The sequence below is a fragment of the Sphingopyxis sp. Q841 genome (genome assembly GCF_052384365.1).
Taxonomy (GTDB): Bacteria; Pseudomonadota; Alphaproteobacteria; order Sphingomonadales; family Sphingomonadaceae; genus Sphingopyxis; species Sphingopyxis terrae_A.
In genome coordinates, this window is record NZ_JBQSUM010000002.1 from 830,685 (window position 1) to 854,158 (window position 23,474).

Sequence of the window (23,474 nt, forward strand, 5' to 3'; positions counted from 1 at the left end):
GCTAGGCCGCCTTCCTTCCCCCTGCTACACCCCGCGCCATGTCACAGAAGAATCATCTCTATCTGGTCGATGGGTCCAGCTACATCTTCCGCGCCTATCATCGCCTGCCGCCGCTGACGAACCCGAACGGGGTGCCGGTCGGTGCGGTCTACGGCTACACCACGATGCTCTGGAAGCTCGCGAAGGATCTGCACGACGCGGACGGGCCGACGCACCTTGCGGTCATCCTCGATCATTCGAGCCAGTCGTTCCGTAACGAGATTTACGATCAGTATAAGGCGAACCGTCCCGAGCCGCCCGAGGATCTGCGCCCGCAATTTCCGCTGATCCGCGACGCGACGCGCGCCTTTTCGTTGCCCTGCATCGAAATGGAGGGATTCGAGGCCGACGATCTGATCGCCTCCTATGCCGAGGCCGCGGTGCGCGAAGGGTGGGACGTGACCATCGTCAGCAGCGACAAGGATCTGATGCAGTTGATCCGCGAACCCGCCGACGGACCGCATGTCGACATGCTCGACACGATGAAGAATGTCCGGCTGGGGATCGACGCGGTGCACGAGAAGTTCGGCGTCTGCCCCGACCTTGTCGGCGACGTGCTCGCGCTGATGGGCGACAGCGTCGACAATGTGCCCGGCGTGCGCGGGGTCGGACCCAAGACCGCGACCAAGCTGATCCAGGAATATGGGAATCTGACTGCGGCGCTCGACGGGGCCGAGACGATGAAGGCGTCGAAGCTGCGCGAAAATCTGATCGAGCATCGCGCCATGGCCGAACTGTCGCGCGTACTGGTCGATCTGAAGCGCGATTGCCCGCTGCCCGACACGCTCGACAGTCTGAAGCTCGACGCGATTCCGCCGGCGCCGCTCAAGCTGTTTCTCGACGAACATGGCTTTCGCTCGCTTTCCGCCAAGCTCGACAATGGCGTCGCCCCCGGTGGGCCGCCCACGCTGCCGCGCGCCGGCGCCGTGCCCGCTGCGGCGGCGCCTACCGGCCCGACGACGCCGGTGCTGCCCGCCATGCCGGCGATCGACCGCGCGGCCTATGAATGCGTGACCGACCTCGACGCGCTCGACCGCTGGATCGCGGCGGCGAAGGCGGCGCATGTCGTTGCGATCGATACCGAAACGGCGAGCCTCGACAGCGTCACCGGCGAGCTTGTCGGCGTCAGCATGGCGATCGTGCCGGGGCAGGCCTGCTACATCCCGCTCGGCCATGGCGGCACCGACATGTTCGCCGAAAAGCCCCACCAGATTGCGATGGCGGACGCCGTCGCGCGGATCGGCGCGCTGTTCGCCGACGATGCGGTGCTGAAGGTCGGCCATAATCTGAAATATGATATCGGCGTGCTGGCCCAGCATGGCGTCCGCGTCGCGCCCTATGACGACACGCTGCTGATGAGCTTCGCGCTTGATGCGGGCCAACATGGTCACGGCCTCGACGAGTTGGCAAAGCTGCATCTCGACCATGTCTGCCTGTCGTTCAAGGAGGTGTGCGGCACCGGCAAATCGCAGATCAGTTTCGCCGAAGTCCCGCTCGCCCGCGCGACCGAATATGCCGCGGAGGATGCCGATGTCGCGCTGCGACTGTGGCGGCTGCTCAAGCTGCGCCTGCCGCTCGAAGGCGGCACCCGCGTCTACGAGATGGTCGACCGGCCACTTGCCGGCGTCGTCGAGACGATGGAGCGCGCGGGCATCATGGTCGACCGCGACTATCTGGCGCGCCTGTCGGGCGAATTCGCGCAGGAAATGGCGCGGATGGAAACCGCGATCCATGCCGAGGCAGGACAGCCCTTCACCATCGGCAGTCCCAAGCAGCTCGGCGAGATATTGTTCGACAAGCTCGGCCTCAAGGGCGGGCGCAAGGGCAAGTCGGGCGACTGGTCGACCGACCAGAATGAACTCGAAAGGCTCGAACGCGACGGCGTGCCGATCGCGCGCATGATCCTCGAATGGCGGCAACTCGCCAAGCTCAAATCGACCTATACCGACGCGCTGCAGCAACAGATCAATGCGAAGACCGGGCGCGTCCATACCAGCTACAGCCTCGTCGGCGCGCAGACCGGGCGGCTGTCGTCGACCGATCCCAATTTGCAGAATATCCCGATCCGCAGCGAGATCGGCCGCCAGATCCGCGACGCCTTCATCGCCGCGCCGGGCCATGTGCTGATCGCCGCCGACTATAGCCAGATCGAACTGCGGCTCGCGGCGCATATGGCCGATGTCCCCGAACTCAAGGAGGCGTTCGCGCAGGGGCAGGACATTCACGCCGCGACCGCGATCGAATTGTTCGGCGAGGTCAATCGCGACACCCGCGCCAAGGCGAAGACGGTCAACTTCTCGATCCTCTACGGCATTTCGCGCTGGGGGCTTGCGGGCCGGCTCGAAATCACGCCCGACGAGGCGCAAGCGCTGATCAGCCGCTATTTCGAGCGCTTCCCCGGCATCTCCGACTATATCCAGGGCACGCTCGAGCGCGCGCGCGAGCGCGGCTATACCGAGACCTTGTTCGGCCGGAAGACCTGGTTCCCGCGCATCAAGGCGGCGAACCAGAACGAACGCCAGGGCAGCGAACGCGCGGCGATCAACGCGCCGATCCAGGGCACCAGCGCCGACCTCATCAAGCGCGCGATGACGCGCATGCCCGTAGCGCTCGCCGAGGCGGGGCTGGATGAGGTGAAGATGCTGCTCCAGGTCCATGACGAACTCGTCTTCGAGGCACCCGAGGACAAGGCCGAAGCCGCCGGCGCCGTGATCCGCCGCGTGATGGCCGCCGCCGCCGAGCCGGTCCTGACGCTGTCGGTGCCGCTGGAGGTGGAGGTCGGAACCGGCAAGAGCTGGGGCGACGCGCATTGATCGCTGCGCTCCTGTTTTTCGCGGTGCAGGCAGCCGGTCCTGCAGCCGCAGCCCCGGGCGTCGAGACGGCGGCCCCGTCCCCCGTCGCCGATCAGGATCTGCGCGAATTTGCGGCGATCGACGGGCGCAAGGTGGCAGGGCGGCCGACCGGCGGGCCCTATGCCAATCCCGACAAGATCCTGCTCCTTACGCGCGACGGCAAAGGCTATCCCGCGGTCATGGCGAGTCTTGCCTTTCCGGCGCGGCAGTCGCTGCCCGCGCCGCCGGCGGGGACGCTGGCGGTGGTGCGGCTGCACCAACGGATGGAAACGATCATTCCCGGGCCGACTGCGGACGATCTGGCGTTCGTCGCCGCGAACCGGCTGCCGCTGTTCGTGATCGGCGAATGGGCGCGCCCGGCACCGATGTGGGAAGTGGCATGGGTCGATGGCGCGGTGCGCTTTCGCACCGTCGGCGACGTCGGCGAAATCGGCCCTTGGCAGGATTGAGACTGCACTGACCGCGCGATACGGGCGCCGAAACGCGCTTCGCCTGCGCCCGGCCGCGCGGGTTAAGGCTTGCGCGTAGCGGCGCGGAGCCTATGACAATTTGATGACAGGGCGCAGATATGTGATGGGGCCGGAAAAGGCGGACATCCAATGAGCAATGCGGACAAGCGCGCGCCGGTGGCAACGCGTATCCAGCAGAATATCCTCGCGCGTGGCGAGCGCCGCCTGCTCAACTGGCTATGCGCGCGTTTGCCCGCCTGGGTAGCGCCCGACCAGCTCACGGCGCTCGGCTTTGCGGGGGCCCTGATGGTCGCGGGCGGCTATCTGTTGAGCTGGCTCGGCAGCGGCTGGCTGGCGCTGTCGCTCGCCGGCTATGTCGTCAACTGGTTCGGCGACTCGCTCGACGGCAGCCTTGCACGGTGGCGCAAGATCGAGCGGCCGACCTATGGCTATTTCGTCGACCATAGCGTCGATGCGATCGCGACCTTCCTGATGGTCGCGAGCATGGGGATGAGCCCTTTCATGCGCTTCGATGTCGCGCTGCTTGGGGTTGTTGGCTATTTCCTGCTGTCGATCCACACTTTCCTTGCGGCGAAGGTCGTCGGCGAATTTCGCCTTTCCTACCTTGCGGGCGGGCCGACCGAATTGCGGCTGATGCTGATGGCGTTGACGCTCGCGATGCCTGCGCTCGGCGACGAGCGCGTTCTCGGCAGCCATTTCTCGCCGCTCGACCTCTTTGGTCTCGGCGTGGCGAGCATTCTGGTGACGCTGTTCGTGATCCAGAGCCTGACGCTGGCGCGCACCCTGTCGCGCCGCGAACCCTGAGGCCGATCAGCCGCGGACGCGCGCCTGTGGGTAAGTACCGAGCAGACGCAGCGTCTTGGTCTGGAAATCCAGTTCCTCCAGCGCGCGGTCGATATTTTCCTCGCCCGGCGCGCCGACGATATCGGCATAGAATTTGGTCGCGGCAAAGCTGCCGCCGTCCTGATAGCTCTCGAGCTTCGTCATGTTGACGCCATTGGTCGCAAAGCCGCCCAGCGCCTTGTAGAGCGCAGCCGGAATATTCTTCACCTCGAAGATGAAGGTCGTCATCCGAGGCACATCGGCAGGCATGTCGGCAAGCGGTTCGCGCGCCAGCACGACGAAGCGCGTCATATTGTGATCGGCATCCTCGATGCCCGATTCGTGCAGCGTCAGCCCGTAAAGATCGGCGGCGTGCGGCGGCGCGACGGCGGCCAGCCCGACCTCGTCGCTGTCGGCGACCCAGGCTGCCGCGCCCGCGGTGTCGCTATGCGCGATCGGCGAGATATGGTGCGCGCGCAGCCAGTGGCGGCACTGTCCCAGCGCCTGTTCGTGACTCATCGCGCGCGTGACGGGGCCAAGATTGCGACTCATCAATCCGTGGCGGATGCGCAGAAAATGTTCGCCGACGATCGACAGGCCGGATTCGGGCAACAGGAAATGAATGTCGGCGACGCGGCCATGCAGGCTGTTTTCGATCGGAATGATCGCGCGGTCGACGCGCCCGTCGCGCACCGCCTCGATCGCATCTTCGAAGCTGTAGCAGGGCAGCGGCAGCGCCTGCGGGTCGAATTCGCGCGCCGCAAGGTCGCTGTTCGCGCCGGGCGCGCCCTGAAAGGCCAGCCCTCGCGCGGGATCGGCGAGCGCCGCCGCCGTCATCGTGTCAACCAGTCTTTGTGCCGAAGCCGAATAGCTGCCCATGAACGCCTTCCAGAAAACCGCGCCGCGGCGCATAGCGGCCCCGCGATGCGGAGGCAACCGAACGTGCGCATGCCGCCGGGACATTTCATCCCCTTGCGCCCCCGCCCATGCCCAAGTAAGGGAGCGTCCAAATCAATCGATGCGCCCGGGGTGGGCGCCAGCGAACGGGGCCTGACATGGACGACCGCAACAATACTATCGCCGGCTGGGCTCTCTTCGCCGGTATCTGCGCGCTGGGCCTGACGATCGGCACCGGCATGCTGGGTGCGAGCCATGCCCCTGAAAAGCCCGGATTTCCTATCGAAGATGCCGAAGCCGGTGGCGGCGGCGGCGCGGCGGCGGTGCCGCTGCCCAACCTGCTCGCAGCCGCCGATCCGGCAAAGGGCGAAGCGGTGTTCGCGAAATGCGCCGCCTGCCATACGATCAATCAGGGCGGCGCCAATGGCATCGGCCCCAATCTTTACGGCACGATGGGTGAAGCCATCGGTCAGGGCAAGGGCGGCTTCGCCTTCTCCGACGCGCTCAAGAGCGTCGGCGGCAACTGGGACTTCGAAAAGATGGACCATTGGCTGACCAGCCCGCGCAAGTTCGCGGCAGGCACGAAAATGTCGTTCGCCGGCCTGTCGAGCCCCGAGGATCGCGCCAACCTGATCGTCTATCTGAACGCGCAAGGTTCGAACCTGCCGCTGCCCGCGCCCGAAGCGGCACCGGCTGCCGATGCCGCCGCTCCGGCGGAGGGCAAGGATGGCGCGGCACCGGCCGCCGAAGGCGACAAGGCCGCCGCCCCGGCCGAAGGCGCGGCTCCCGCGCCCGCCGAAGCCAAGAAATAATGCGCCGCGCGCCCGTCCTTCTGGCGGGCGTTTTGGCCCTTGCCGGTTGCGGCAAGGCCGCACCGCCGGCGGACACGGCGGCGAGCGATGCGCGAGCGGCTGAAACCGCGGCTCAGGCTACGCCCGCCGTCGCGCCGACCGCGGCGATGGGCGAACAGATTTTCAAGCGCTGCGCCGCCTGCCACACGATCGACAAGGATGGCCCGAACGGTATCGGCCCGAACCTGCACGGTATCGTCGGCCGCCCGGTCGCGTCGCATCCGGGCTTTGCCTATTCGGGCGCGATGAAGGCAAAGGGCGGCGTCTGGGACGCCGCCGCACTCGATATCTATCTTGCCGATCCGATGAAGACCGTCCCCGGCACACGCATGGCCTTTGCCGGGGTCATCGACGCCGCCGATCGCCAGGCGCTGATCCTCTACCTCGAAGACCAGTCGAAATAGCCCGATCCGTTCGGCGTTCGCTTCCCGAGGGCCAAGCCCTCGGGGTTCCTGGTCCTAGTGATGATCGGCGTTGGCGTAGAAGCTCTGGATGACGTCCCAGGCCTCTTCGGCATGTTCGACGAAGGTGAAGAGCTTGAGGTCGCGGGCGCTGATCACGCCCTCTTCGACCAGCGCCTCGAAATCGACGACGCGGTTCCAGAACTGCTTGCCGAACAGCACGATCGGGATCGGCTTGATCTTGCCGGTCTGGATCAACGTCAGCAGCTCGAACATTTCGTCGAAGGTCCCGAAACCGCCGGGAAAGACCGCGACGGCGCGCGCGCGCAGCAGGAAGTGCATCTTGCGCAGCGCGAAATAGTGGAACTGGAAGCTCAGCGACGGGGTGACGTAACGGTTCGGCGCCTGTTCGTGCGGCAGCACGATGTTGAGGCCGATCGATTCGCGCCCCTCGTCGGCCGCGCCGCGGTTGGCGGCTTCCATGATCGACGGGCCGCCACCCGAACAAACGACGAAATTGCGGTCGCCATTGGCATCGACGGGAACCTGGCTCGCCAGCCGCGCCAGCTTGCGCGCCTCGTCATAATAGCGCGCCTTGGCCTTCAGTCGCCGCGCGATATTGCGCGACGCATCGTCGGTCGCCGCTGCTTCGAGGCCGTCGGCCTGATCGGGTTCGGGAATACGCGCCGAGCCGTAGATGACGAGCGTCGATTCGATCTTCGCTTCGTCGAGGAGCAGTTCGGGCTTGAGCAGTTCAAGCTGGAAGCGCACCGGACGCAGGTCTTCGCGCAACAGGAAGTCGGTATCCTGAAATGCGAGCTTATAGGCTTCGCTTGCGGTCTGCGGGGTCGAGGTCGCCTGCTGGGCGAATTGGGCGTCGTCTTTGGCTTTGTGAAAACGCGAACGATGGGTCTGTTTATCTTTTGTCATTAGCGGACGGCTAGCCGCTTCGGTTGACTTTGCCAAGACGCCCGCGCGCGGGCTTGGTCAGCGGCAGAAGCCGTTGCCGCTCATGTCCATGTGGAAATGATTGTAATGCGCGGCGTTATAATCGGGGCTGAGCACCGTGCCGAAGCGGCGGCATGCCGAGCTGTGCAGCGCACGCAGGAAGTCCTGCGACGCCCGGTCGCCCTTCCATCCGCCATCGAGCATGATCCGGCGTCCGTCGGCAAGGACGAAACCCGACACGTCGATCGCGTTGGAATAGGCGTGCTGCGACAGACGGCCCGACCGGCCGCCATAGATGTTGCGGCAGCTGTAGGTGCCGAAGGTTTCGATTTTCACCACCTCTTGCCCGAAGAATTTCCGCGCCGCGGGCCGGACAGCATATTGCGCCCAGGCGGCGAAATTCTTCGCCAGCGGACAGGTCATGGGACCAAGGTTCGACACCGGGGTGCCGATGTCGAGCAGCTTGACCGAATCGATCGAGGTACAGCCGCCGCCATGATCCTGATCGGGCAGCGGCGTGAAGCGCACCCCCGCCTGTTTGAGATCGAAGGCGCATTGCTGCGCCTCTGGGCTGCTGAAGGACGCGGCGCCGATCGGCTGCGGCCGCTGCTGCTTGGTCGCGGCGGGGCGTTTGGCATCACTCCGTTTCATCACGTCGGGGGTGCTGAAACAGGCCGAGAGCGCCAGCGCCGCGGTTGCGGCGACCAGGATCCGGGGCTTCAGGAACGGCGGGATCGGCATGGCGTCAATTTACCGACATCTTGGTTAACAGGGCGTAAAGCTTTGGCGCGGCTTGCCGGAAATTTCGCACGTCCCGCGCATTTTGTTTGACAGTTGCGCGCACCGCCTTAAACGCGGCGCCGGGCCACGCGGTCCCAACGCCGCGCGAGCTCTCTGCAAGGAGAGTCTGACATGACTGAAGTGCGTAAACCGCAGGCACGGCCTGCGCGTCCTTATTTTTCCTCCGGTCCGTGCGCGAAGCCGCCGGTCTGGTCCCCCGAAAAGCTCAACACCGAATCGCTCGGCCGTTCGCATCGCGCGAAGATCGGCAAGACGCGCCTCCAATATTGCATCGACCTGATGCGCGAGATGCTGCGCCTGCCCGATACGCACCGCATCGGCATCGTGCCGGGATCGGACACCGGCGCCTTTGAAATGGCGATGTGGACGATGCTGGGCGCCCGCCCCGTGACGGCGCTGGCCTGGGAGAGCTTCGGTGAAGGTTGGGTCACCGATGTCGCCAAGCAGCTCAAGCTCGATCCCACGGTGATCCGCGCCGATTACGGCCAGCTTCCCGATTTGGGCCAGGTCGACTGGTCGAACGACGTGCTCTTCACCTGGAACGGCACCACCAGCGGCGTCCGTGTTCCCGACGGCGACTGGATTCCGGCAGACCGCGAGGGGCTGAGCTTCGCCGACGCGACCAGCGCGGTGTTCGCCTATGACCTGCCGTGGGACAAGATCGACGTTGCGACCTTCAGCTGGCAGAAAGTGCTCGGCGGCGAAGGCGGGCATGGCGTGCTGATCCTGGGTCCGCGCGCGGTCGAACGGCTCGAAAGCCATACGCCGGCCTGGCCGCTGCCCAAGGTGTTCCGCCTGATGTCGAAGGGCACGCTTGCCGAAGGCGTGTTCAAGGGCGAGACGATCAACACCCCCTCGATGCTCGCGGTCGAAGACGCGATCTTTGCGCTCGAATGGGCGAAGTCGCTGGGCGGCCTCGACGGGCTGAAGGCGCGCAGCGATGTGAACGCCGCGGCGCTCGACAAGATCGTCGCCGAACGCGAATGGCTGAGCCATCTCGCCGCCGATCCCGCCAGCCGATCGAAGACGTCGGTGTGCCTGTCGGTCGCTGGGGCCGACGCGGATTTCATCAAGAAATTCGCCGGGCTGCTCGAAGCCGAGGGTGCGGCCTATGACATCGCCGGCTATCGCGATGCCCCGCCGGGGCTGCGCATCTGGTGCGGCGCGACGGTCGACACCGCCGATATCGAATCGCTCGGGCCCTGGCTCGACTGGGCTTACGCCTCGCTCAAGGCCTGACGCCTCCCCTCTTCCGTTTGCCCTGAGCTTGTCGAAGGGCCGCTCTTATTTTCCGGCGCCCAAGAGAAGAACTGTCCTTCGACAAGCTCAGGACGAACGGAGTTTTGAAAGCTACCGAAATGACCGCACCCAAAGTTCTGATTTCCGACAAGATGGATCCCAAAGCCGCCGCGATCTTTAAGGAACGCGGCATCGACGTCGATGTCATCACCGGCAAGACCAAGGACGAGCTGATCGCGATGATCGGCGCCTATGACGGCCTTGCGATCCGCTCGGCCACCAAGGTCACCGCCGACGTCCTCGCCGCCGCAACCAATCTGAAGGTCGTCGGCCGCGCCGGGATCGGCGTCGACAATGTCGACATTCCCGAGGCGTCGAAGAAGGGCGTCGTCGTGATGAACACGCCCTTTGGCAACAGCATCACCACGGCCGAACATGCGATCGCGATGATGTTCGCCCTCGCGCGCCAGATTCCCGAGGCCAATGCGCTGACGCAAGCAGGCAAATGGCCGAAGAACGACTTCATGGGCGTCGAGCTGACGTCGAAGACGCTGGGCCTGATCGGCTGCGGCAATATCGGCAGCATCGTCGCCGAACGCGCGCTGGGGCTGCGCATGAAGGTCGTTGCTTTCGACCCGTTCCTGACCCCCGAACGCGCGATCGAGCTCGGCGTCGAAAAGGCCGATCTCGACACGCTGCTCGCCAAGGCCGATTTCATCACGCTGCACACGCCGCTGACCGACCAGACGCGCAACATCCTGTCGAAGGAAAATCTTGCGAAGACCAAGCGGGGCGTGCGCATCATCAACTGCGCGCGCGGCGGCCTGATCGACGAGGCGGCGCTGAAGGACGCGCTCGACAGCGGCCATGTCGCGGGCGCGGCGCTCGACGTGTTCCAGACCGAACCGCCGGCCGCCGATCATCCGCTGTTCGGCACGCCGAACTTCATCTGCACGCCGCACCTCGGCGCATCGACCGACGAAGCGCAGGTCAATGTCGCCATCCAGGTGGCCGAACAGCTTTCCGATTATCTGCTCACCGGCGGCATTACCAACGCGCTCAATGTGCCCAGCCTGTCGGCCGAAGAGGCGCCGAAGCTGCGCCCCTATATGAGCCTCGCCGAAAAGCTGGGCAGTCTGGTGGGTCAGCTCGCCCACGACAACCTCACCACCATCTCGATCGAGGTCGAGGGGGCGGCGGCCGAGCTTAACCTGAAGCCGATCACCGCCGCGGTCCTGACCGGGCTGATGCGCCGTTATTCGGACAGCGTGAACATGGTCAACGCGCCGCATCTCGCCCGCGAACGCGGCCTCGACGTGCGCGAGGTGCGCCATGATCGCGAGGGCGATTATCACACCCTCGTCCGCGTCACCGTCGCCACCGAAGCCGGCGACCGTTCGGTCGCGGGGACGCTGTTCGGCAACAACGAACCGCGCCTCGTCGAAATGTTCGGCATCAAGGTCGAGGCCGATCTCGACGGCGACATGCTCTATATCGTCAACGAGGACGCGCCCGGCTTCATCGGTCGTATCGGCAGCACGCTGGGCGATGCGGGGCTGAACATCGGCACCTTCCACCTCGGCCGCCGCGCCGCCGGGGGCGAGGCGGTGCTGCTGCTCAGCCTCGACTCGGCCATGCCCGAACCGTTGTTGTGGCAGGTCTGCCAGCTGCCCGGCGTCAAGATGGTGAAGGGACTGAAGTTCTGATCGCTCCAAGGAAATCCGTGTTCCCTAGCGAAGACGAGGGACCCGTTCGAGCGTCGCGAGAACCAGCGAGGTAGCTGCCTCGACTTCGCTCGGCAAAGCCCCTCGTCTCCGCTCGGGGATACGGCGTTGATTGAAACCTCGCTTTTCCCGCTCTAAGGCCACCCCCATGACCAAGGCCCCTGCCCTGCTGCCCGAAGGCCTCCGCGACCGCCTGCCCGCGCAGGCCGAAGCCGCGTCGCGCGTGACCCGCGCGCTCGTCGATGCGATGCGCGCGCACGGCTATGGCCGCGTTTCGCCGCCGCTCGCCGAATTTCGCGAAACGCTGGGCGGCAATGACGAACGCGCCGCGCGCGATCTGCTCCGCTTCACCGACCCGGTGTCGCAGCGCACGCTCGCGCTGCGACCCGACATCACGCGGCAGGTCGGTCGCATCGCAACCTCGCTGCTCGCGCATGCGCCGCGGCCGCTGCGCCTGTGCTATGCTGGCCAGGTGGTCAAGCTGCGCGCGAGCCAGCTCCGCCCGGCGCGCGAAATGCTGCAGGTCGGCGCCGAACTGATCGGCAGCGACAGCGTCGCAGCCGCGCGCGAGATTGTCTCGGTCGCGATCGACGCGCTCGACGCGGCGGGCATCGGCCGGGTTACGATCGACTTCACCCTGCCCGATGTCGTCGACCTGCTCGCCGCCGGTCCGCTGCCCATTACGGCCGATCTGCAGATGCTGCGTGACGAACTCGACGCAAAGGATGCCGGCGCGCTCGCGCGCATCGGAGCCGAAGCCTACCTGCCGTTGCTGCGCGCGACGGGGCCTTTCGACCGCGCGATCGCCGATCTGCGCGCGTTCGACACCGCGGGCGTACTCACCAGTCGTATCAATGCGCTGGAAGAAATCGCGGCGCCGATTCGCGGCCGCGCCGATCTGACCCTCGATCCGACCGAACGTCACGGCTTTGCCTATCAAAGCTGGTTCGGCTTCCAGATCTTCGTTCCCGGCCAGGGCGACGCAATCGGCCGCGGCGGCGGTTATGCGATCCCGGTCGGCGACGATCAGGAAGAACCAGCGGTAGGCTTTTCGCTCTACCCCGACCCGTTGATCGACGAAGGATTGGGCGTCGAGCGCGACAGCGATCGGCGGATATTCCTGCCGCTCGGCCACGATCCGGCGCTCGCCGCCAGCCTGCGCGCGGTTGGATGGCAAACGGTCGCGGCGCTCACCGATGCCGACGAAGCGGTGCGGCTCGGGTGCGGCTTCACGCTCGGCCCCGAAGGGCCGGTTGCCGCTTAAAAATCCGAAACGCCGAAACGCGGAATCCCCTGGTTGACGCCCGGCGGGTCGAGCACGGTCACGTCGAGCTCGATCGGCTCGCCGATCCAGTGCGCAAGGCGGGTGTGATCGGCGAGATCGTCGTCAGTGAGCGGGTGAACGAGCGCGCGCAGCCCCGTCGCCTCGATCGCCTCCACGACGGCGGCGCGATGGCGCGCGAGGAAATGCACCTCATATTGCGCGATCGGATGCGGCCCGGCCGCGCCATCGGTCATGGCCCCGACAAACAGGATTGCAGGATCGGCACCGAAGGCGTCGCGCAAGGTCGCCGCTGCCGGTCGCTCGGCAGGGTCATAATAGATATGCGCGTGATAGGGTGCGTCGGGATCGGTCATTGGCGCCTCTTTGGCGGGCATCAGCTGACCCGCCTCATTGGCCCTGCGACAAACGGCTCCGCGCAGAGTCAACCCACGACCGATAGCGGCCCCTTCTCCCCTCGTCATCCCGGACTTGATCCGGGATCCATTCACGCAGCGCCGGAATAGTGGATCCCGGATCAAGTCCGGGATGACGAAATGTTGGAAGGCGTGAGCGGTTGGTCGCCTCCCAGAAGCTATCGCCCGAATACCCGCTTCAGCCACGCGTCGACCGTCGCGGTCGCCGCGTAGGACGGATCGCCGAGGCGGCGGTTGATCTCAGCATGGCCCTTCAATCCTTCGCCCGGAAAGCTGCCGAACGCGACGCGGCTGCCGCCGGCCTCGAGCGCGGCGCCGAGCGCCCTGGCCTGGCGCACGCCGTCGGGCCGCTGGACGTGCAGCAGCAAAAAGGCGGGGGCGTTGGGCGCGGCCGCCTGCGCCGTTGGCGACAGCGCGCGCTGGCGCGCCGGATCGGTGCCGAAGGCCTGCGTATAGGTCGACTGCATGATTTGCGGCCCGTCCTTCATCTGCGCCGCCACGTCATAGGCCGCCCCGTCGATCGGTATGACACCCGCAATATCGGCAAAGGACAGGCCGGCGCCTTTCAGATAGCGCGGGTCGGTGCCGGCCAGCGCGACCAGATGCGCGCCCGCGCTATGCCCCATCAGCACGATGCGATGCCGGTCGACGCCCAGTGCGTCGGCACGCTCGACGATCGCCCGCACCGCTGCTGCAACATCGGCCGCCTGCTCCTCGACCGTCGCGGCGGGGACAAGGCGGTAGTTGATCGACGCAAAGGCATAGCCCTCGGCAGGATAATGTTCGGGTTTGAACTGACCGGTCGCATTGTCCTTGTCGCCGCGCTTCCAGCCGCCGCCATGCACGAAGACGATCAGCGGCGCCGGACCGGCCGCGCCCTTTGCGCGCCATATGTCGAGCGTCTGGAGCGGATCGCGGCCATAGGCGATCGTTTCGCTGCCCGCGACCTTTGCCCCGGCATCGGCGCCCATGCGCTCCGCCATGCGTTCGGCAATCCGCTCGCGCAGCCGTTCCCGCGCCTCGGCGAGGGGGCCCGGCACCATCAGGCTCGCCGCGACAAACGCCGCCATGGCGGCCCATCCGGTCGAAAATCGCCGCGTCATCATCGCCTCCGTCATCATGCTGTCCGTCGGGTCACTAGCCTGCAATTGTCGCGAGGATGTGACCGCGCACCGCGATGTTATGACAAGATGTAACAGCCGCGATCGGCGCGGCGCGGCACGATTTTACGGCCTTCGCCCTTGCCTCGACAGCCAAATCCGCTAAGGCCGCGCCGGGTCGAAAGGGCCCCGTTCAGCAGGACAGCGTCATGGCAAATGTTACCGTCATCGGGTCGCAGTGGGGCGACGAGGGCAAGGGCAAGATCGTCGACTGGCTCGCCAGCCGCGCCGATGCGGTCGTCCGCTTTCAGGGCGGCCATAACGCCGGTCACACGCTGGTCGTCGGCGAACAGGTCTACAAGCTGTCGCTGCTTCCGTCGGGCATCGTCACCGGCACGCTGTCGATCATCGGCAACGGCGTCGTGCTCGATCCCTGGGCGCTGAAAGACGAAATTGCCAAGCTGCGCGGCCAGGGCGTCGAGATCAACGCAGAGAATTTCGCGATCGCCGACAATTGCGCGCTGATCCTGCCCTTTCACCGCGACCTCGACGGCTTGCGCGAAACCGCCGCGGGCGCGGGCAAGATCGGCACGACGGGTCGCGGCATCGGCCCGGCTTATGAGGACAAGGTCGGCCGCCGCGCGCTGCGCGTGTGCGACCTTGCGCATCTCGACAAGCTCGATCCGCAGATCGACCGCCTGACCGCGCATCACGACGCGCTGCGTGCCGGCTTCGGCGAGCCGCCGATCGATCGCGAGCGACTGAAGGCCGACCTCGCCGAGATTGCGGATTTCGTGCTCGAATATGCCCAGCCGGTGTGGAAGCGGCTGAAGAAGGTCCGCAAGGCGGGCGCACGCATCCTGTTCGAAGGCGCACAGGGCGTGCTGCTCGACGTCGATCACGGCACCTATCCCTTCGTCACCAGCTCGAACACGGTCAGCGGCACCGCCGCCAGCGGCTCTGGCCTCGGCCCGTCGGCGGTCGGCTTCGTGCTCGGTATCGCCAAGGCCTATACGACGCGCGTCGGCAGCGGCCCCTTCCCCACCGAACTCGAGGACGAAACGGGCCAGCGACTCGGCGAACGCGGGCATGAATTCGGCACCGTCACCGGACGCAAGCGCCGCTGCGGCTGGTTCGACGCGGTGCTGGTGCGTCAGAGCTGCGCGGTGTCGGGCGTCACCGGCATCGCGCTGACCAAGCTCGACGTGCTCGACGGCTTCGACAAGGTGCGCATCTGCACCGGTTATCGTTTGCGCGGCAAGATCCTCGACTATTTCCCGGCGCACGCCGCCGATCAGGCCGAGGTCGAACCGATCTACGAGGAAATGGACGGCTGGAGCGAATCGACCGCAGGGGCGCGCAGCTATGCCGACCTGCCGGCGCAGGCGATCAAATATATCCAGCGCGTTCAGGAACTGATCGAAACCCCCATCGCGCTCGTGTCGACGAGCCCCGAGCGCGAGGACACGATCCTGATCCGCGATCCGTTCAGCGACTGACCCCGCGAAGCGATCAGGCGTCGACGGACGCCCTGACCTCTGCATCGAGCGCCTGCGTCAGATCGGCGGCGATTTCGTCGGCCTCCTCGAGTCCCACCGACAGCCGCACGAGCCCGTCGGCGATGCCGTGCGCGCGCCGTTCTTCTGCAGTGTAGGTCGAATGGGTCATGCTCGCCGGATGCTGGATCAGGCTTTCGGCATCGCCGAGCGACACCGCGCGCTGGACAAGCGTCAGCCGGTTCATCATCGCCACGCCCGCGGCATAGCCGCCCTTCAGTTCGAATGCGATCATGCCCCCGAACCCCGGCATCTGCCGCCGCGCCAGATCATGCTGGGGGAAACATGCCAGCCCCGGATAATGGACCGCGGCGACCGCGGGATGATCGTTCAGCGTCGTCGCAATCGCGGCGGCCGACCGGCAATGTTCCGCCATGCGCAGCTTCAGCGTCTTCAGCCCGCGCAGCACCAGCATGGCGTTGAAGGGCGCCATCACCGCGCCGGTCATGTCCTTGACCCCGACCAGACGCACCTGCTGCATATCGGCGCCGGTGCCGAGCGCGATGCCGCCGACCAGATCGCCATGCCCGCCCAGATATTTGGTCGCCGAATGCACCACGATATCCGCGCCGAGCGTGATCGGCTGCGTCAGCACCGGGGTCGCATAGGTGTTGTCGACGACGGTGCGCGCGCCATGGTCGCGCGCGATCGCCGACACCGCGGCGATATCGACCAGCCGCATGTTCGGATTGGCGGGGGTTTCGAAATAGACGATCTTCGTCGCGGCGGAGATGCAGGCTTCGAGATTGGCCGGATCGGTCAGATCGACATGGGTGACGCGGACGCCAAAGCGCGCAAGGCCGTGGCGCATGAAGGCGAAGGTGCATCCGTACAGCGTCTGATCGACGATAATTTCGTCGCCGGGCTTCAGAAAGGACCAGAAAACCGCCGTTATCGCGCCCATGCCCGACGCCGTCGCGACAGCGGCTTCCGCGCCTTCGAGCGCGGCCATGCGCCGTTCGAGCAGGTCGACCGTCGGATTGGCGATGCGGCTGTAGAAATATCCTTCGCGCTCGCCCGCGAAAATCTCGGCGCCCGCCTCGGCGGTTTCGAACACGAAGGTCGACGACAGATGCAGCGGCGGCACCAGCGCGCCGTCATTGGCCTTTGCGTCATAGCCGGCATGAATGGCGCGGGTCGCAAAACCCGAAAGCGGAAAGGACGACATGACGGGCGCGACTCCTGCGGTGAACGAGCGCCGCTTGTATCAAATGGCCGGTGGCAGGTGCTTCCAATATATGCCACTAGCAGAACGAATATTGGAATATTCTGCCAAGGACTGCCCCATGGATCGCAAGGATCACCAGATCGTCCGCGCCTTGATGCACGACGGCCGGCTGAGCAATCAGGATCTGGCCGCGGCGGTGAACCTGTCGCCGTCGCCCTGTCTGCGCCGGGTTCGTCTGCTCGAAGAGCGCGGCGTGATCACCGGCTATGCCGCGCTCGTCGATCAAAAGGCGATGGGCTATCCGATCACCGTCTTCGTCGGCATCCGGCTGAGCAAGCATGATCAGGCGACCGTGCAGGCGTTCGAGCGGGCGATCGGCGCTATCGACGATATTCTCGACTGCTTCCTGATGACGGGCGATATCGACTATCTGTTGCGTGTCGTCGCACCCGACCTCGACGGCTACGAACGCTTCGTGCGCGAACGGCTGCACGCAATCGACGGCATCGCGTCGATCGACACCAGCCTCGCCTACGGCGTCGTCAAGCAGAGCCGCGTGTTGCCGCTACCCGGCTGACGCCCCGCGCCCCGCCGCGGCGACGGCTTCGATTGCAGAAACGAAGCCCGCCGGGTCATCCTCCTGGATGAAATGCCCGCCTTTCAGCGTGCGGTGCGGCATGCCGGCGGTTCCAGGCACGCGGCCGAGGAACAGGGCATCGCCGCCGCGCGTGATCGGGTCGCCGTCCGAAAAGCAGCAGAGGAAGGGCTTGTCGAAGCGTTCGAGCGCGGCCCATGCGCGCTTCTGATCGGGCACCGCGACATTGTCGCCCAGCGGCACGAACGACGGATAGATGCGCGCCGCGACCTTCGACGCGCGCGTCGGAAAGGGTGCGTCATAGGCCGCGATTTCTTCGGCGCTGAGCGGGCGCTTCGTTCCCGCCTTGACGATCCGGCCGATCGGGAACAGCGGGCTGTAGCGCGAAAAGGCGCGCCATATCGCAAAGGCACGCGGCGCCGCCTGCCCCTCGGGCAGTCCGCCGTTCGACAGTGCGACACCCGCGAACCGTTCGGGCATTTCGGCAACGAGACGCAGCCCGATCAGCGAACCCCAATCCTGGCAGACGAGGATCATGTTCCGAAGGTCGAGCGTCTCGATCCAGGCGCGCATCCACGCGACCTGCTGCGCATAGCTGTACGCCGACCGGTCGAGCGGCTTGTCGGAGCGACCGAAGCCGATGAGGTCGGGCGCAACAGCCCGGAAGCCCGCGCGCACCGCGGGGCCGATCATGTGGCGGTAGAGATAGCTCCACGTCGGCTCGCCGTGCAGCATCAGCACCGGCTGTGCATCGGCGGCGCCCTCGTTGACATAATGGACGCGCAGGCCGCCCGCGATCTCGGCATATCGCGGCGCGAAAGGCCAGTCGGTCAGGCCCGCAAAACATTCGTCCGGTGTACGATAAACCCGCATAATCCCCCCCTTGGTCCCGATCACTCTAGAATTGCCGCGCGGTGCGGCGCAAGACGCGCTTTCGTTCGGCGGCGCGGCGTGGCACGGTCGGCCGATGAGCCGCACTATCCTGGTCTTCTACGGAAGCTATCGCCGCGATCGGCAGGGCATCAAGCTTGCCCGCTGGATCATCGATTCTCTTGCTGCGCGCGGCGACCACGCCGAACTGGTCGATGCGATGGCGGTGGACCTGCCGATGCTCGACCGGCGGCACAGCGATTTCGCAGCGGGCGGGGCCCCCGCCGCGATGGACGCGCTCGCCGACCGGATCGCCGCGGCGGACGGCTTCGTCTTCGTGACCGGCGAATATAATGGCGGGCTGCAACCGGGCCTCAAGAATCTGGTCGACCATTATCTTCCCCAATTTGCGTGGCGCCCCGCCGCCATCGCCTCTTATTCGGCTGGCCCCTTCGCCGGCATCCGCGCCGCGACCGCGTGGCGCACGACGCTTGGCGCGATGGGCATGGTGGTCACCGCGACCCCGCTCAGCCTCGCGCGCATCGGCGGTGCTTTCGATGCCGACGGCGGGCCTGCGGGCGAGGACGGCGAGCGGCTGGCACGGGCCTTTCCGCGCTTCGCCGACGACCTTGCCTGGTGGACCGACGCCGCGAAGGCGCAGCGCGAACAAGCGCCGCCGCCCTTCTAACCCGATTTGAGCTCCTTCCCGAGCCGCAGGCTGGCGCGCCAGAAGAAGAAGGCCGGGATCAGCCCGAGCCACGCCGCCCCATAAAGGACATAGCGGACGCTTTCGGTGCCGAGGGTGGGCTTGAGCTCTTCCGACGCCATGCCGAAAAGGAGCGGCCCAAGTCCGAGGCCGATCAGATTCTGCAGGAACAGCATCACCGCGCTGGCCATCGCGCGCGCCTCCGGCTGCACCAGCCCGTGGACGCAGGCAAAGGTCGGGCCGTAATAAGCGGCGTTGAGCACGGTCGGCACGAACAGCAACGCGATCGCGACGTGCCATTCGGTGACGGCGTAGCCCAGAAACAGGATCGGCGCCGCGACCGCCATGCCGATCGCCGGCGTGGTGAGCATGTGCCGACGGTCGGTCTTGCCGAACCGGTCGGCGAAATAGCCGCCGAGCCAGGTTCCCAAAATACCCGCGATGCCCAGCGCTACGCCCAGCAACAGTCCGGTTTCGCCCGCGCTCAGCCCGTGCGATCGCTGAAACAGGATCAGCGCCCAGACGCCTTTGCCATAACCCAGGAAGGCGGTGAAGGACGCCGCGATCGCGATGTAGACGAAGGCCCGGGTGCTGAACACTTCACGCAGCGCCTGCCCGATCGACAGGGCGCCGCTCGCGCCCGTCGTCACAGGAGTATCGGCGCCGCGTGCGCGAACCTCCTTGATGAACATCGGGACCATGAAGGCAAGCAGCAATCCCGGCACGCCGACGACCATGAAGGCGACACGCCAGCCCCAGAGATCGTTGACGATGCCGCCGACGATCAGACCGAGGAGGCTGCCGATCGGAATCCCGAGCCCGTAAAAGGCAATGGCGGACGATCGTTTGGCGGGTTCGACGGCATCGGTGATGAGCGAGTGTGCCGCGGGTGTGCACCCGGCCTCGCCCACGCCGACGCCGATGCGGGCAAGCAGCAATTGGACGAAATTCTGCGCCATGCCGCACAGCACGGTCATCCCCGACCAGATCGCCAGCGACACCGAAATCAGCCCGACGCGATTGGTTGAGGGACGGTCCGCATAACGCGCGATCGGCAAACCCAGGAAGGTGTAAAAGAGCGCGAAGGCCAATCCCGTCATCAGGCCGATGTCGGAATCGGACAGCTTGAGATCGCGTGCGATCGGCTCGGCCAATATGTTGACGATCTGCCGATCGAGGAAATTGAGGATATAGACGATCAAGAGCACCCACAGCATCGTGCGCGTTTTCGCGGCGACGCTGGTTGATGCTTGCGACCCTGCACCAAGGGCAAGAGCTGGCTTTTCCGACATTTTTCTCTCCCGATGGGGGCGAAGGTGCAGACCCGGCCGCACCCTGTCAACGCCGGGGCGGCACAGCGTAAAATGGCACTTGCAATTGCCGTTACGGCTGCCAGCATTCGCGCCATGCAAAAAATTTCGCTGCTGACAGCCGCTCTGCTCGCCTCCGTCCCCGCCGCCGCCATGCCGCCGCCGCTTCCCGATGTCGCCGGCAAGGATGCCGCGACTCTGCAGGCGGAGATGACCGCGGGCGAAACGAGCAGCGAGGTCATCACCGCCGCCTATCTGGAGCGCATCCGGAATATCGATAAGGCGGGCCCGACACTCAACGCGGTGATCGCGGTGTTTCCCGGCGCGATGAGCGAGGCCTATCGGCTCGATCAGGAGCGCAAGGCGGGGCATGTGCGCGGCCCTCTCCACGGGATTCCGGTGCTGCTGAAGGACAATATCGAGGCGGCGGGGCCGGTTGCGACGACCGCCGGTTCGCTGGCCCTGAAAGGCAATATCACCGGCCGCGATGCGCCGCTGGTCGCGCGGCTGCGCGAAGGCGGCGCGGTGATCCTGGGCAAGACCAACCTCAGCGAATGGGCCAATATCCGCTCGAACGACGCGACCAGCGGCTGGAGCGCCGTCGGCGGGCTGACGCGCAATCCGCACGCGCTCGACCGCAACACATGCGGCTCGTCGGCGGGTAGCGGTGCAGCGACGGCGGCCAGCCTTGCGCCGCTGACGATCGGGACCGAGACCGACGGATCGATCACCTGCCCTTCAGGCATGAACGGCGTGGTCGGCTTCAAACCGACCGTCGGCCTGGTAAGCCGCAGTTTTGTCGTCCCGATCAGCCACAGTCAGGATACGGCGGGACCGATGACGTTGACGGTGCGCGACGCGGCCACGCTGTTGTCGGTGCTGGCGGGCAGCGATCCCACCGATCCGGCCACGGCAGAGGCCGACGCGCACCGCCGTGACTTTGCCGCCGCGCTGTCGCCGGACGCACTGCGCGGCAAGACGATTGGCGTGCTGCGCGATCGCATCGGCGGCCGCGCCGACATCGGCGCGCTGTTCGATGCCGCGCTCGACACGATGCGCGCCGCCGGTGCGACGATCGTCGAGATCAAGGATAGCCGTAGCGGCCTCGACGGCCTGGGCGATGCCGAGTTCGAGATATTGATGACCGAACTCAAGGCCGACATGGCCGCCTATCTGGCCGGGCTACCCGGGAAGGGCGCGCCGCGCTCGCTCGCCGACCTGATCGCCTTCAACAAGGCGACGCCCGCCGAGATGCGCTGGTTCGACCAGTCGCTGTTCGAACTTGCCGAAAGCAAGGGCGGCCTCGACAGCGAGCCCTATCGTGACGCCAAGGCCAAGGCGGCGCGGCTAGCGGGGCCGGAGGGCATCGACCGGCTGCTGCGCGAAAGCGGCGCCGACCTGCTGGTTGGCGTGACCAATGGCCCCGCCTGGACCACCGATCTTGTCAACGGCGACCATTATACCGGCCCCGGCGTCAGCCAGCTTCCCGCCGTCGCCGGCTATCCGCACCTCACCGTCCCGATGGGCGCGGTCGAAGGGCTGCCCGTCGGCCTCTCCTTCATCGGCACCAAATGGAGCGACGGCGATATTCTGGCGGCCGGATATGCCTATGAACAGGCAAGCCGCAAACGCGTAGCGCCAACCTATCGCGCCAGCGTTACGCCCTGACGCTAGTTGCGCTCGAGATATTCGGTCGGGATCAATATGGCGTGCGTCGCGAGGCGCACTTCGTAGAGGAACATGCCGAGCGAGAGCAGCAGGAACAGCATCGCCAGCACAAAGACCAGCGATACCGCGACGCCGAGATGGAAGCCCGCCGCATATTGCAGGAACAGCAGCGACACGAGGATGCACACCACCAGCCCGCCGCATACGGCGAACAGGATGGCGGTGTTGATGACGCGCATCCGGCGCGCGATCACGCGCAGTTCCTCGACCAGCCGGCTATGTTCGACGCCCGTCGTCGTCGCGTGACGTTCGGTCAGCTTGCGCGACCGGTCGATGACGCGCGCGAGGCGGCCAGTGAAGACGTTGAGCAAATTGCCCATCGCGACCAGCAGGAACACCGGCGCGACGGACAATTGGATCGTCTGGGCGATTGTCGGCGCCCCTTCGAACATCGCGTCTATCCTGCCGCGACCGACGGCGTGTTCACACCATGCATCTGGAGGAATTTGCGGACGTTGCGCGCCGCCTGACGGATGCGCTGTTCGTTTTCGACCATCGCAATGCGGACATAGCCCTCGCCATCCTCGCCATAGCCGACGCCGGGCGCAACCGCGACCTTGGCATGGGTCAGAAGCTGCTTGGAAAATTCGAGGCTGCCCATCTCTTTCAGCGCGGGTGGCAGCGGCGCCCAGGCGAACATCGAGGCGGGCGGGCTCGGAATATCCCAGCCGGCGCGCGCGAAGCTTTCGACCATCACGTCGCGGCGCTTCTGGTACAGCTCGCGGTTCTTCGCGACGATGTCCTGCGGCCCGTTGAGCGCGGCGCAGGCCGCCGCCTGGATCGGGGTGAAGGCGCCGTAGTCGAGATAGGATTTGACGCGCGTCATCGCCGCGATCAGCCGCTTGTTGCCGACCGCGAAACCCATGCGCCACCCGGCCATCGAATAGGTTTTCGACATGGAGGTGAATTCGATCGCCACATCCTTCGCGCCCGGCACCTGCAGGATCGAGGGCGTCGGATTGCCGTCGTAATAAAGCTCCGAATAGGCAAGGTCGCTGAGGACCCAGACCTTGTTTTCCTTCGCCCAGGCGACGAGCCGCTCGTAAAAGGCGAGGTCGACGGCTTCGGCGGTCGGGTTCGACGGGTAGTTGACGACCAGGATCGACGGACGCGGCACGGTGAACGCCATCGCGCGGTCGAGCGCGCGCCAGTAATTTTCGTCCGGCGTCGTCGGCACGCTGCGGATCGTCGCACCGGCGATGATGAAGCCGAAGGTGTGGATGGGATAGCTGGGATTCGGTGCCAGCACGACGTCGCCCGGGCCGGTGATCGCGGTCGCGAGGCTGGCAAGCCCTTCCTTCGACCCCATCGTCACCACAACTTCGCTTTCGGGATCGAGTTCGACGTTGAAGCGGCGGGCATAATAATTGGCCTGCGCCCGGCGCAGCCCCGGAATGCCCTTCGACTGCGAATAGCCGTGCGCGTCGGGTTTCTGCGCAACTTCGCACAGCTTGTCGATCACATGCTGCGGCGGCGGCAGGTCGGGGTTGCCCATTCCCAGGTCGATAATGTCCTCGCCCGCGGCACGCGCGGCCGCTCGCATCGCATTCACTTCGGCGATGACATAGGGCGGCAGGCGCTTGATGCGGTAGAATTCATCGTCGGACATGGGGAACTAGAACAACTCCTTTTCGTAAGCGTTTAGTCGGTCGAAACGCGATCGGCACCTCGCCAGCCGCGTCGGCGGCTGTTATACGCA

General features: G+C 66.0%; 22 protein-coding genes. 12 read left to right on the forward strand and 10 right to left on the reverse strand.

The window, feature by feature from the left end; translation table 11 throughout:
- The first annotated feature begins 38 nt into the window (after positions 1-38).
- From polA to ACT17R_RS14360, 3 genes are all read left to right on the forward strand, one after another.
- Positions 39-2,852 carry a DNA polymerase I gene (gene polA, locus ACT17R_RS14350; protein WP_444809678.1) on the forward strand — a complete coding sequence of 938 codons (2,814 nt, stop codon included), beginning with the start codon at positions 39-41 and terminating at the stop codon, positions 2,850-2,852.
- A complete protein-coding gene (locus tag ACT17R_RS14355) occupies positions 2,849-3,340 on the forward strand; it encodes a hypothetical protein (protein WP_444809679.1) in 492 nt (163 codons plus the stop codon). Before polA ends, ACT17R_RS14355 begins: the two co-directional genes overlap by 4 nt.
- A gap of 150 nt (positions 3,341-3,490) precedes the next feature.
- On the forward strand, positions 3,491-4,165 hold the full coding sequence (locus ACT17R_RS14360; RefSeq protein WP_444809680.1) for a CDP-alcohol phosphatidyltransferase family protein: 675 nt from the start codon (positions 3,491-3,493) through the stop codon (positions 4,163-4,165).
- Positions 4,166-4,171: 6 nt separating this feature from the next.
- Here the strand turns inward: ACT17R_RS14360 and ACT17R_RS14365 are convergent, their stop codons facing one another.
- Positions 4,172-5,062, reverse strand: coding sequence for a prephenate dehydratase (locus tag ACT17R_RS14365; RefSeq protein WP_062768893.1), 891 nt, complete (start codon positions 5,060-5,062; stop codon positions 4,172-4,174).
- Between the two features lie 176 nt (positions 5,063-5,238).
- Here ACT17R_RS14365 and ACT17R_RS14370 point away from each other — a divergent pair, with 176 nt between their 5' ends.
- Positions 5,239-5,892, forward strand: coding sequence for a c-type cytochrome (locus ACT17R_RS14370; RefSeq protein WP_058812808.1), 654 nt, complete (start codon positions 5,239-5,241; stop codon positions 5,890-5,892).
- Entirely contained in the window at positions 5,892-6,335 is a 444-nt protein-coding gene (locus tag ACT17R_RS14375; RefSeq protein WP_234180623.1) for a c-type cytochrome, read from the forward strand. Before ACT17R_RS14370 ends, ACT17R_RS14375 begins: the two co-directional genes overlap by 1 nt.
- 54 nt (positions 6,336-6,389) lie before the next feature.
- Here ACT17R_RS14375 and ACT17R_RS14380 read toward each other — a convergent pair whose 3' ends face one another.
- Both ACT17R_RS14380 and ACT17R_RS14385 read right to left on the reverse strand, forming a co-directional pair.
- Positions 6,390-7,262, reverse strand: a complete 873-nt coding sequence (locus ACT17R_RS14380; protein ID WP_003048961.1) for an LOG family protein — start codon at positions 7,260-7,262, stop codon at positions 6,390-6,392.
- A 57-nt stretch (positions 7,263-7,319) separates the two neighbouring features.
- On the reverse strand, positions 7,320-8,021 hold the full coding sequence (locus tag ACT17R_RS14385; RefSeq protein WP_003048959.1) for an extensin family protein: 702 nt from the start codon (positions 8,019-8,021) through the stop codon (positions 7,320-7,322).
- Between the two features lie 171 nt (positions 8,022-8,192).
- Between ACT17R_RS14385 and ACT17R_RS14390 the strand changes: the two genes are divergently transcribed.
- From ACT17R_RS14390 to ACT17R_RS14400, 3 genes are all read left to right on the forward strand, one after another.
- The gene (locus ACT17R_RS14390) at positions 8,193-9,320 is read left to right on the forward strand and encodes a phosphoserine transaminase (protein WP_444809681.1); all 1,128 of its coding nucleotides are present in this window, start codon (positions 8,193-8,195) and stop codon (positions 9,318-9,320) included.
- Between the two features lie 119 nt (positions 9,321-9,439).
- Positions 9,440-11,026, forward strand: a complete 1,587-nt coding sequence (gene serA / locus ACT17R_RS14395; RefSeq protein WP_444809682.1) for a phosphoglycerate dehydrogenase — start codon at positions 9,440-9,442, stop codon at positions 11,024-11,026.
- A 166-nt stretch (positions 11,027-11,192) separates the two neighbouring features.
- The gene (locus ACT17R_RS14400) at positions 11,193-12,308 is read left to right on the forward strand and encodes an ATP phosphoribosyltransferase regulatory subunit (RefSeq protein ID WP_444809683.1); all 1,116 of its coding nucleotides are present in this window, start codon (positions 11,193-11,195) and stop codon (positions 12,306-12,308) included.
- Here ACT17R_RS14400 and ACT17R_RS14405 read toward each other — a convergent pair.
- Together ACT17R_RS14405 and ACT17R_RS14410 are read right to left on the reverse strand one after the other, a co-directional pair.
- Positions 12,305-12,682, reverse strand: coding sequence for a DOPA 4,5-dioxygenase family protein (locus tag ACT17R_RS14405; RefSeq protein ID WP_440515238.1), 378 nt, complete (start codon positions 12,680-12,682; stop codon positions 12,305-12,307). The two genes, ACT17R_RS14400 and ACT17R_RS14405, sit on opposite strands and share 4 nt — an antisense overlap.
- A gap of 218 nt (positions 12,683-12,900) precedes the next feature.
- Complete coding sequence (locus tag ACT17R_RS14410; protein ID WP_444809684.1) at positions 12,901-13,863, reverse strand: alpha/beta hydrolase; 963 nt, start codon at positions 13,861-13,863, stop codon at positions 12,901-12,903.
- Positions 13,864-14,051: 188 nt separating this feature from the next.
- Here ACT17R_RS14410 and ACT17R_RS14415 point away from each other — a divergent pair, with 188 nt between their 5' ends.
- Positions 14,052-15,341: an adenylosuccinate synthase gene (locus ACT17R_RS14415; protein WP_003048950.1), complete on the forward strand. Its 1,290-nt coding sequence runs from the start codon at positions 14,052-14,054 to the stop codon at positions 15,339-15,341.
- 13 nt (positions 15,342-15,354) lie between these two features.
- Here ACT17R_RS14415 and ACT17R_RS14420 read toward each other — a convergent pair whose 3' ends face one another.
- A complete protein-coding gene (locus ACT17R_RS14420; RefSeq protein WP_444809685.1) occupies positions 15,355-16,566 on the reverse strand; it encodes a methionine gamma-lyase in 1,212 nt (403 codons plus the stop codon).
- A gap of 118 nt (positions 16,567-16,684) precedes the next feature.
- On the opposite strand from ACT17R_RS14420, the gene ACT17R_RS14425 reads away from it, so the two are divergent.
- Positions 16,685-17,143: an Lrp/AsnC family transcriptional regulator gene (locus ACT17R_RS14425; protein WP_003048946.1), complete on the forward strand. Its 459-nt coding sequence runs from the start codon at positions 16,685-16,687 to the stop codon at positions 17,141-17,143.
- On the opposite strand, the gene ACT17R_RS14430 is transcribed toward ACT17R_RS14425, so the two are convergent.
- A complete protein-coding gene (locus ACT17R_RS14430; RefSeq protein WP_444809686.1) occupies positions 17,132-18,034 on the reverse strand; it encodes a haloalkane dehalogenase in 903 nt (300 codons plus the stop codon). The two genes, ACT17R_RS14425 and ACT17R_RS14430, sit on opposite strands and share 12 nt — an antisense overlap.
- Before the next feature lie 94 nt (positions 18,035-18,128).
- Here ACT17R_RS14430 and ACT17R_RS14435 point away from each other — a divergent pair, with 94 nt between their 5' ends.
- On the forward strand, positions 18,129-18,719 hold the full coding sequence (locus ACT17R_RS14435; protein ID WP_444809687.1) for an NADPH-dependent FMN reductase: 591 nt from the start codon (positions 18,129-18,131) through the stop codon (positions 18,717-18,719).
- On the opposite strand, the gene ACT17R_RS14440 is transcribed toward ACT17R_RS14435, so the two are convergent.
- Positions 18,716-20,029, reverse strand: coding sequence for a spinster family MFS transporter (locus ACT17R_RS14440; RefSeq protein ID WP_444809688.1), 1,314 nt, complete (start codon positions 20,027-20,029; stop codon positions 18,716-18,718). The genes ACT17R_RS14435 and ACT17R_RS14440 overlap by 4 nt on opposite strands.
- A 114-nt stretch (positions 20,030-20,143) precedes the next feature.
- On the opposite strand from ACT17R_RS14440, the gene ACT17R_RS14445 reads away from it, so the two are divergent.
- Positions 20,144-21,715, forward strand: a complete 1,572-nt coding sequence (locus tag ACT17R_RS14445; protein ID WP_444809689.1) for an amidase — start codon at positions 20,144-20,146, stop codon at positions 21,713-21,715.
- 2 nt (positions 21,716-21,717) lie between these two features.
- On the opposite strand, the gene ACT17R_RS14450 is transcribed toward ACT17R_RS14445, so the two are convergent.
- Positions 21,718-22,167 carry a DUF2721 domain-containing protein gene (locus tag ACT17R_RS14450; RefSeq protein ID WP_003048937.1) on the reverse strand — a complete coding sequence of 150 codons (450 nt, stop codon included), beginning with the start codon at positions 22,165-22,167 and terminating at the stop codon, positions 21,718-21,720.
- Positions 22,168-22,172: 5 nt separating this feature from the next.
- On the reverse strand, positions 22,173-23,384 hold the full coding sequence (locus tag ACT17R_RS14455) for an LL-diaminopimelate aminotransferase (RefSeq protein WP_058812797.1): 1,212 nt from the start codon (positions 23,382-23,384) through the stop codon (positions 22,173-22,175).
- Positions 23,385-23,474 lie beyond the last annotated feature (90 nt).

What these genes read in the sequence shown, in the direction of transcription:
- ACT17R_RS14410 (WP_444809684.1), bottom strand. Translation starts at nt 13,863, where the DNA reads ATGATGACGGAGGCGATGATGACGCGGCGATTTTCGACCGGATGGGCC.
- ACT17R_RS14380 (WP_003048961.1), bottom strand. Translation starts at nt 7,262, where the DNA reads ATGACAAAAGATAAACAGACCCATCGTTCGCGTTTTCACAAAGCCAAA.
- ACT17R_RS14445 (WP_444809689.1), top strand. Translation starts at nt 20,144, where the DNA reads ATGCAAAAAATTTCGCTGCTGACAGCCGCTCTGCTCGCCTCCGTCCCC.
- ACT17R_RS14455 (WP_058812797.1), bottom strand. Translation starts at nt 23,384, where the DNA reads ATGTCCGACGATGAATTCTACCGCATCAAGCGCCTGCCGCCCTATGTC.
- ACT17R_RS14415 (WP_003048950.1), top strand. Translation starts at nt 14,052, where the DNA reads ATGGCAAATGTTACCGTCATCGGGTCGCAGTGGGGCGACGAGGGCAAG.
- ACT17R_RS14440 (WP_444809688.1), bottom strand. Translation starts at nt 20,029, where the DNA reads ATGTCGGAAAAGCCAGCTCTTGCCCTTGGTGCAGGGTCGCAAGCATCA.
- ACT17R_RS14435 (WP_444809687.1), top strand. Translation starts at nt 18,129, where the DNA reads ATGAGCCGCACTATCCTGGTCTTCTACGGAAGCTATCGCCGCGATCGG.
- ACT17R_RS14375 (WP_234180623.1), top strand. Translation starts at nt 5,892, where the DNA reads ATGCGCCGCGCGCCCGTCCTTCTGGCGGGCGTTTTGGCCCTTGCCGGT.
- ACT17R_RS14405 (WP_440515238.1), bottom strand. Translation starts at nt 12,682, where the DNA reads ATGACCGATCCCGACGCACCCTATCACGCGCATATCTATTATGACCCT.
- ACT17R_RS14430 (WP_444809686.1), bottom strand. Translation starts at nt 18,034, where the DNA reads ATGCGGGTTTATCGTACACCGGACGAATGTTTTGCGGGCCTGACCGAC.
- ACT17R_RS14400 (WP_444809683.1), top strand. Translation starts at nt 11,193, where the DNA reads ATGACCAAGGCCCCTGCCCTGCTGCCCGAAGGCCTCCGCGACCGCCTG.
- ACT17R_RS14365 (WP_062768893.1), bottom strand. Translation starts at nt 5,062, where the DNA reads ATGGGCAGCTATTCGGCTTCGGCACAAAGACTGGTTGACACGATGACG.
- ACT17R_RS14370 (WP_058812808.1), top strand. Translation starts at nt 5,239, where the DNA reads ATGGACGACCGCAACAATACTATCGCCGGCTGGGCTCTCTTCGCCGGT.
- ACT17R_RS14360 (WP_444809680.1), top strand. Translation starts at nt 3,491, where the DNA reads ATGAGCAATGCGGACAAGCGCGCGCCGGTGGCAACGCGTATCCAGCAG.
- ACT17R_RS14385 (WP_003048959.1), bottom strand. Translation starts at nt 8,021, where the DNA reads ATGCCGATCCCGCCGTTCCTGAAGCCCCGGATCCTGGTCGCCGCAACC.
- ACT17R_RS14450 (WP_003048937.1), bottom strand. Translation starts at nt 22,167, where the DNA reads ATGTTCGAAGGGGCGCCGACAATCGCCCAGACGATCCAATTGTCCGTC.
- ACT17R_RS14390 (WP_444809681.1), top strand. Translation starts at nt 8,193, where the DNA reads ATGACTGAAGTGCGTAAACCGCAGGCACGGCCTGCGCGTCCTTATTTT.
- serA (WP_444809682.1), top strand. Translation starts at nt 9,440, where the DNA reads ATGACCGCACCCAAAGTTCTGATTTCCGACAAGATGGATCCCAAAGCC.
- ACT17R_RS14420 (WP_444809685.1), bottom strand. Translation starts at nt 16,566, where the DNA reads ATGTCGTCCTTTCCGCTTTCGGGTTTTGCGACCCGCGCCATTCATGCC.
- polA (WP_444809678.1), top strand. Translation starts at nt 39, where the DNA reads ATGTCACAGAAGAATCATCTCTATCTGGTCGATGGGTCCAGCTACATC.
- ACT17R_RS14425 (WP_003048946.1), top strand. Translation starts at nt 16,685, where the DNA reads ATGGATCGCAAGGATCACCAGATCGTCCGCGCCTTGATGCACGACGGC.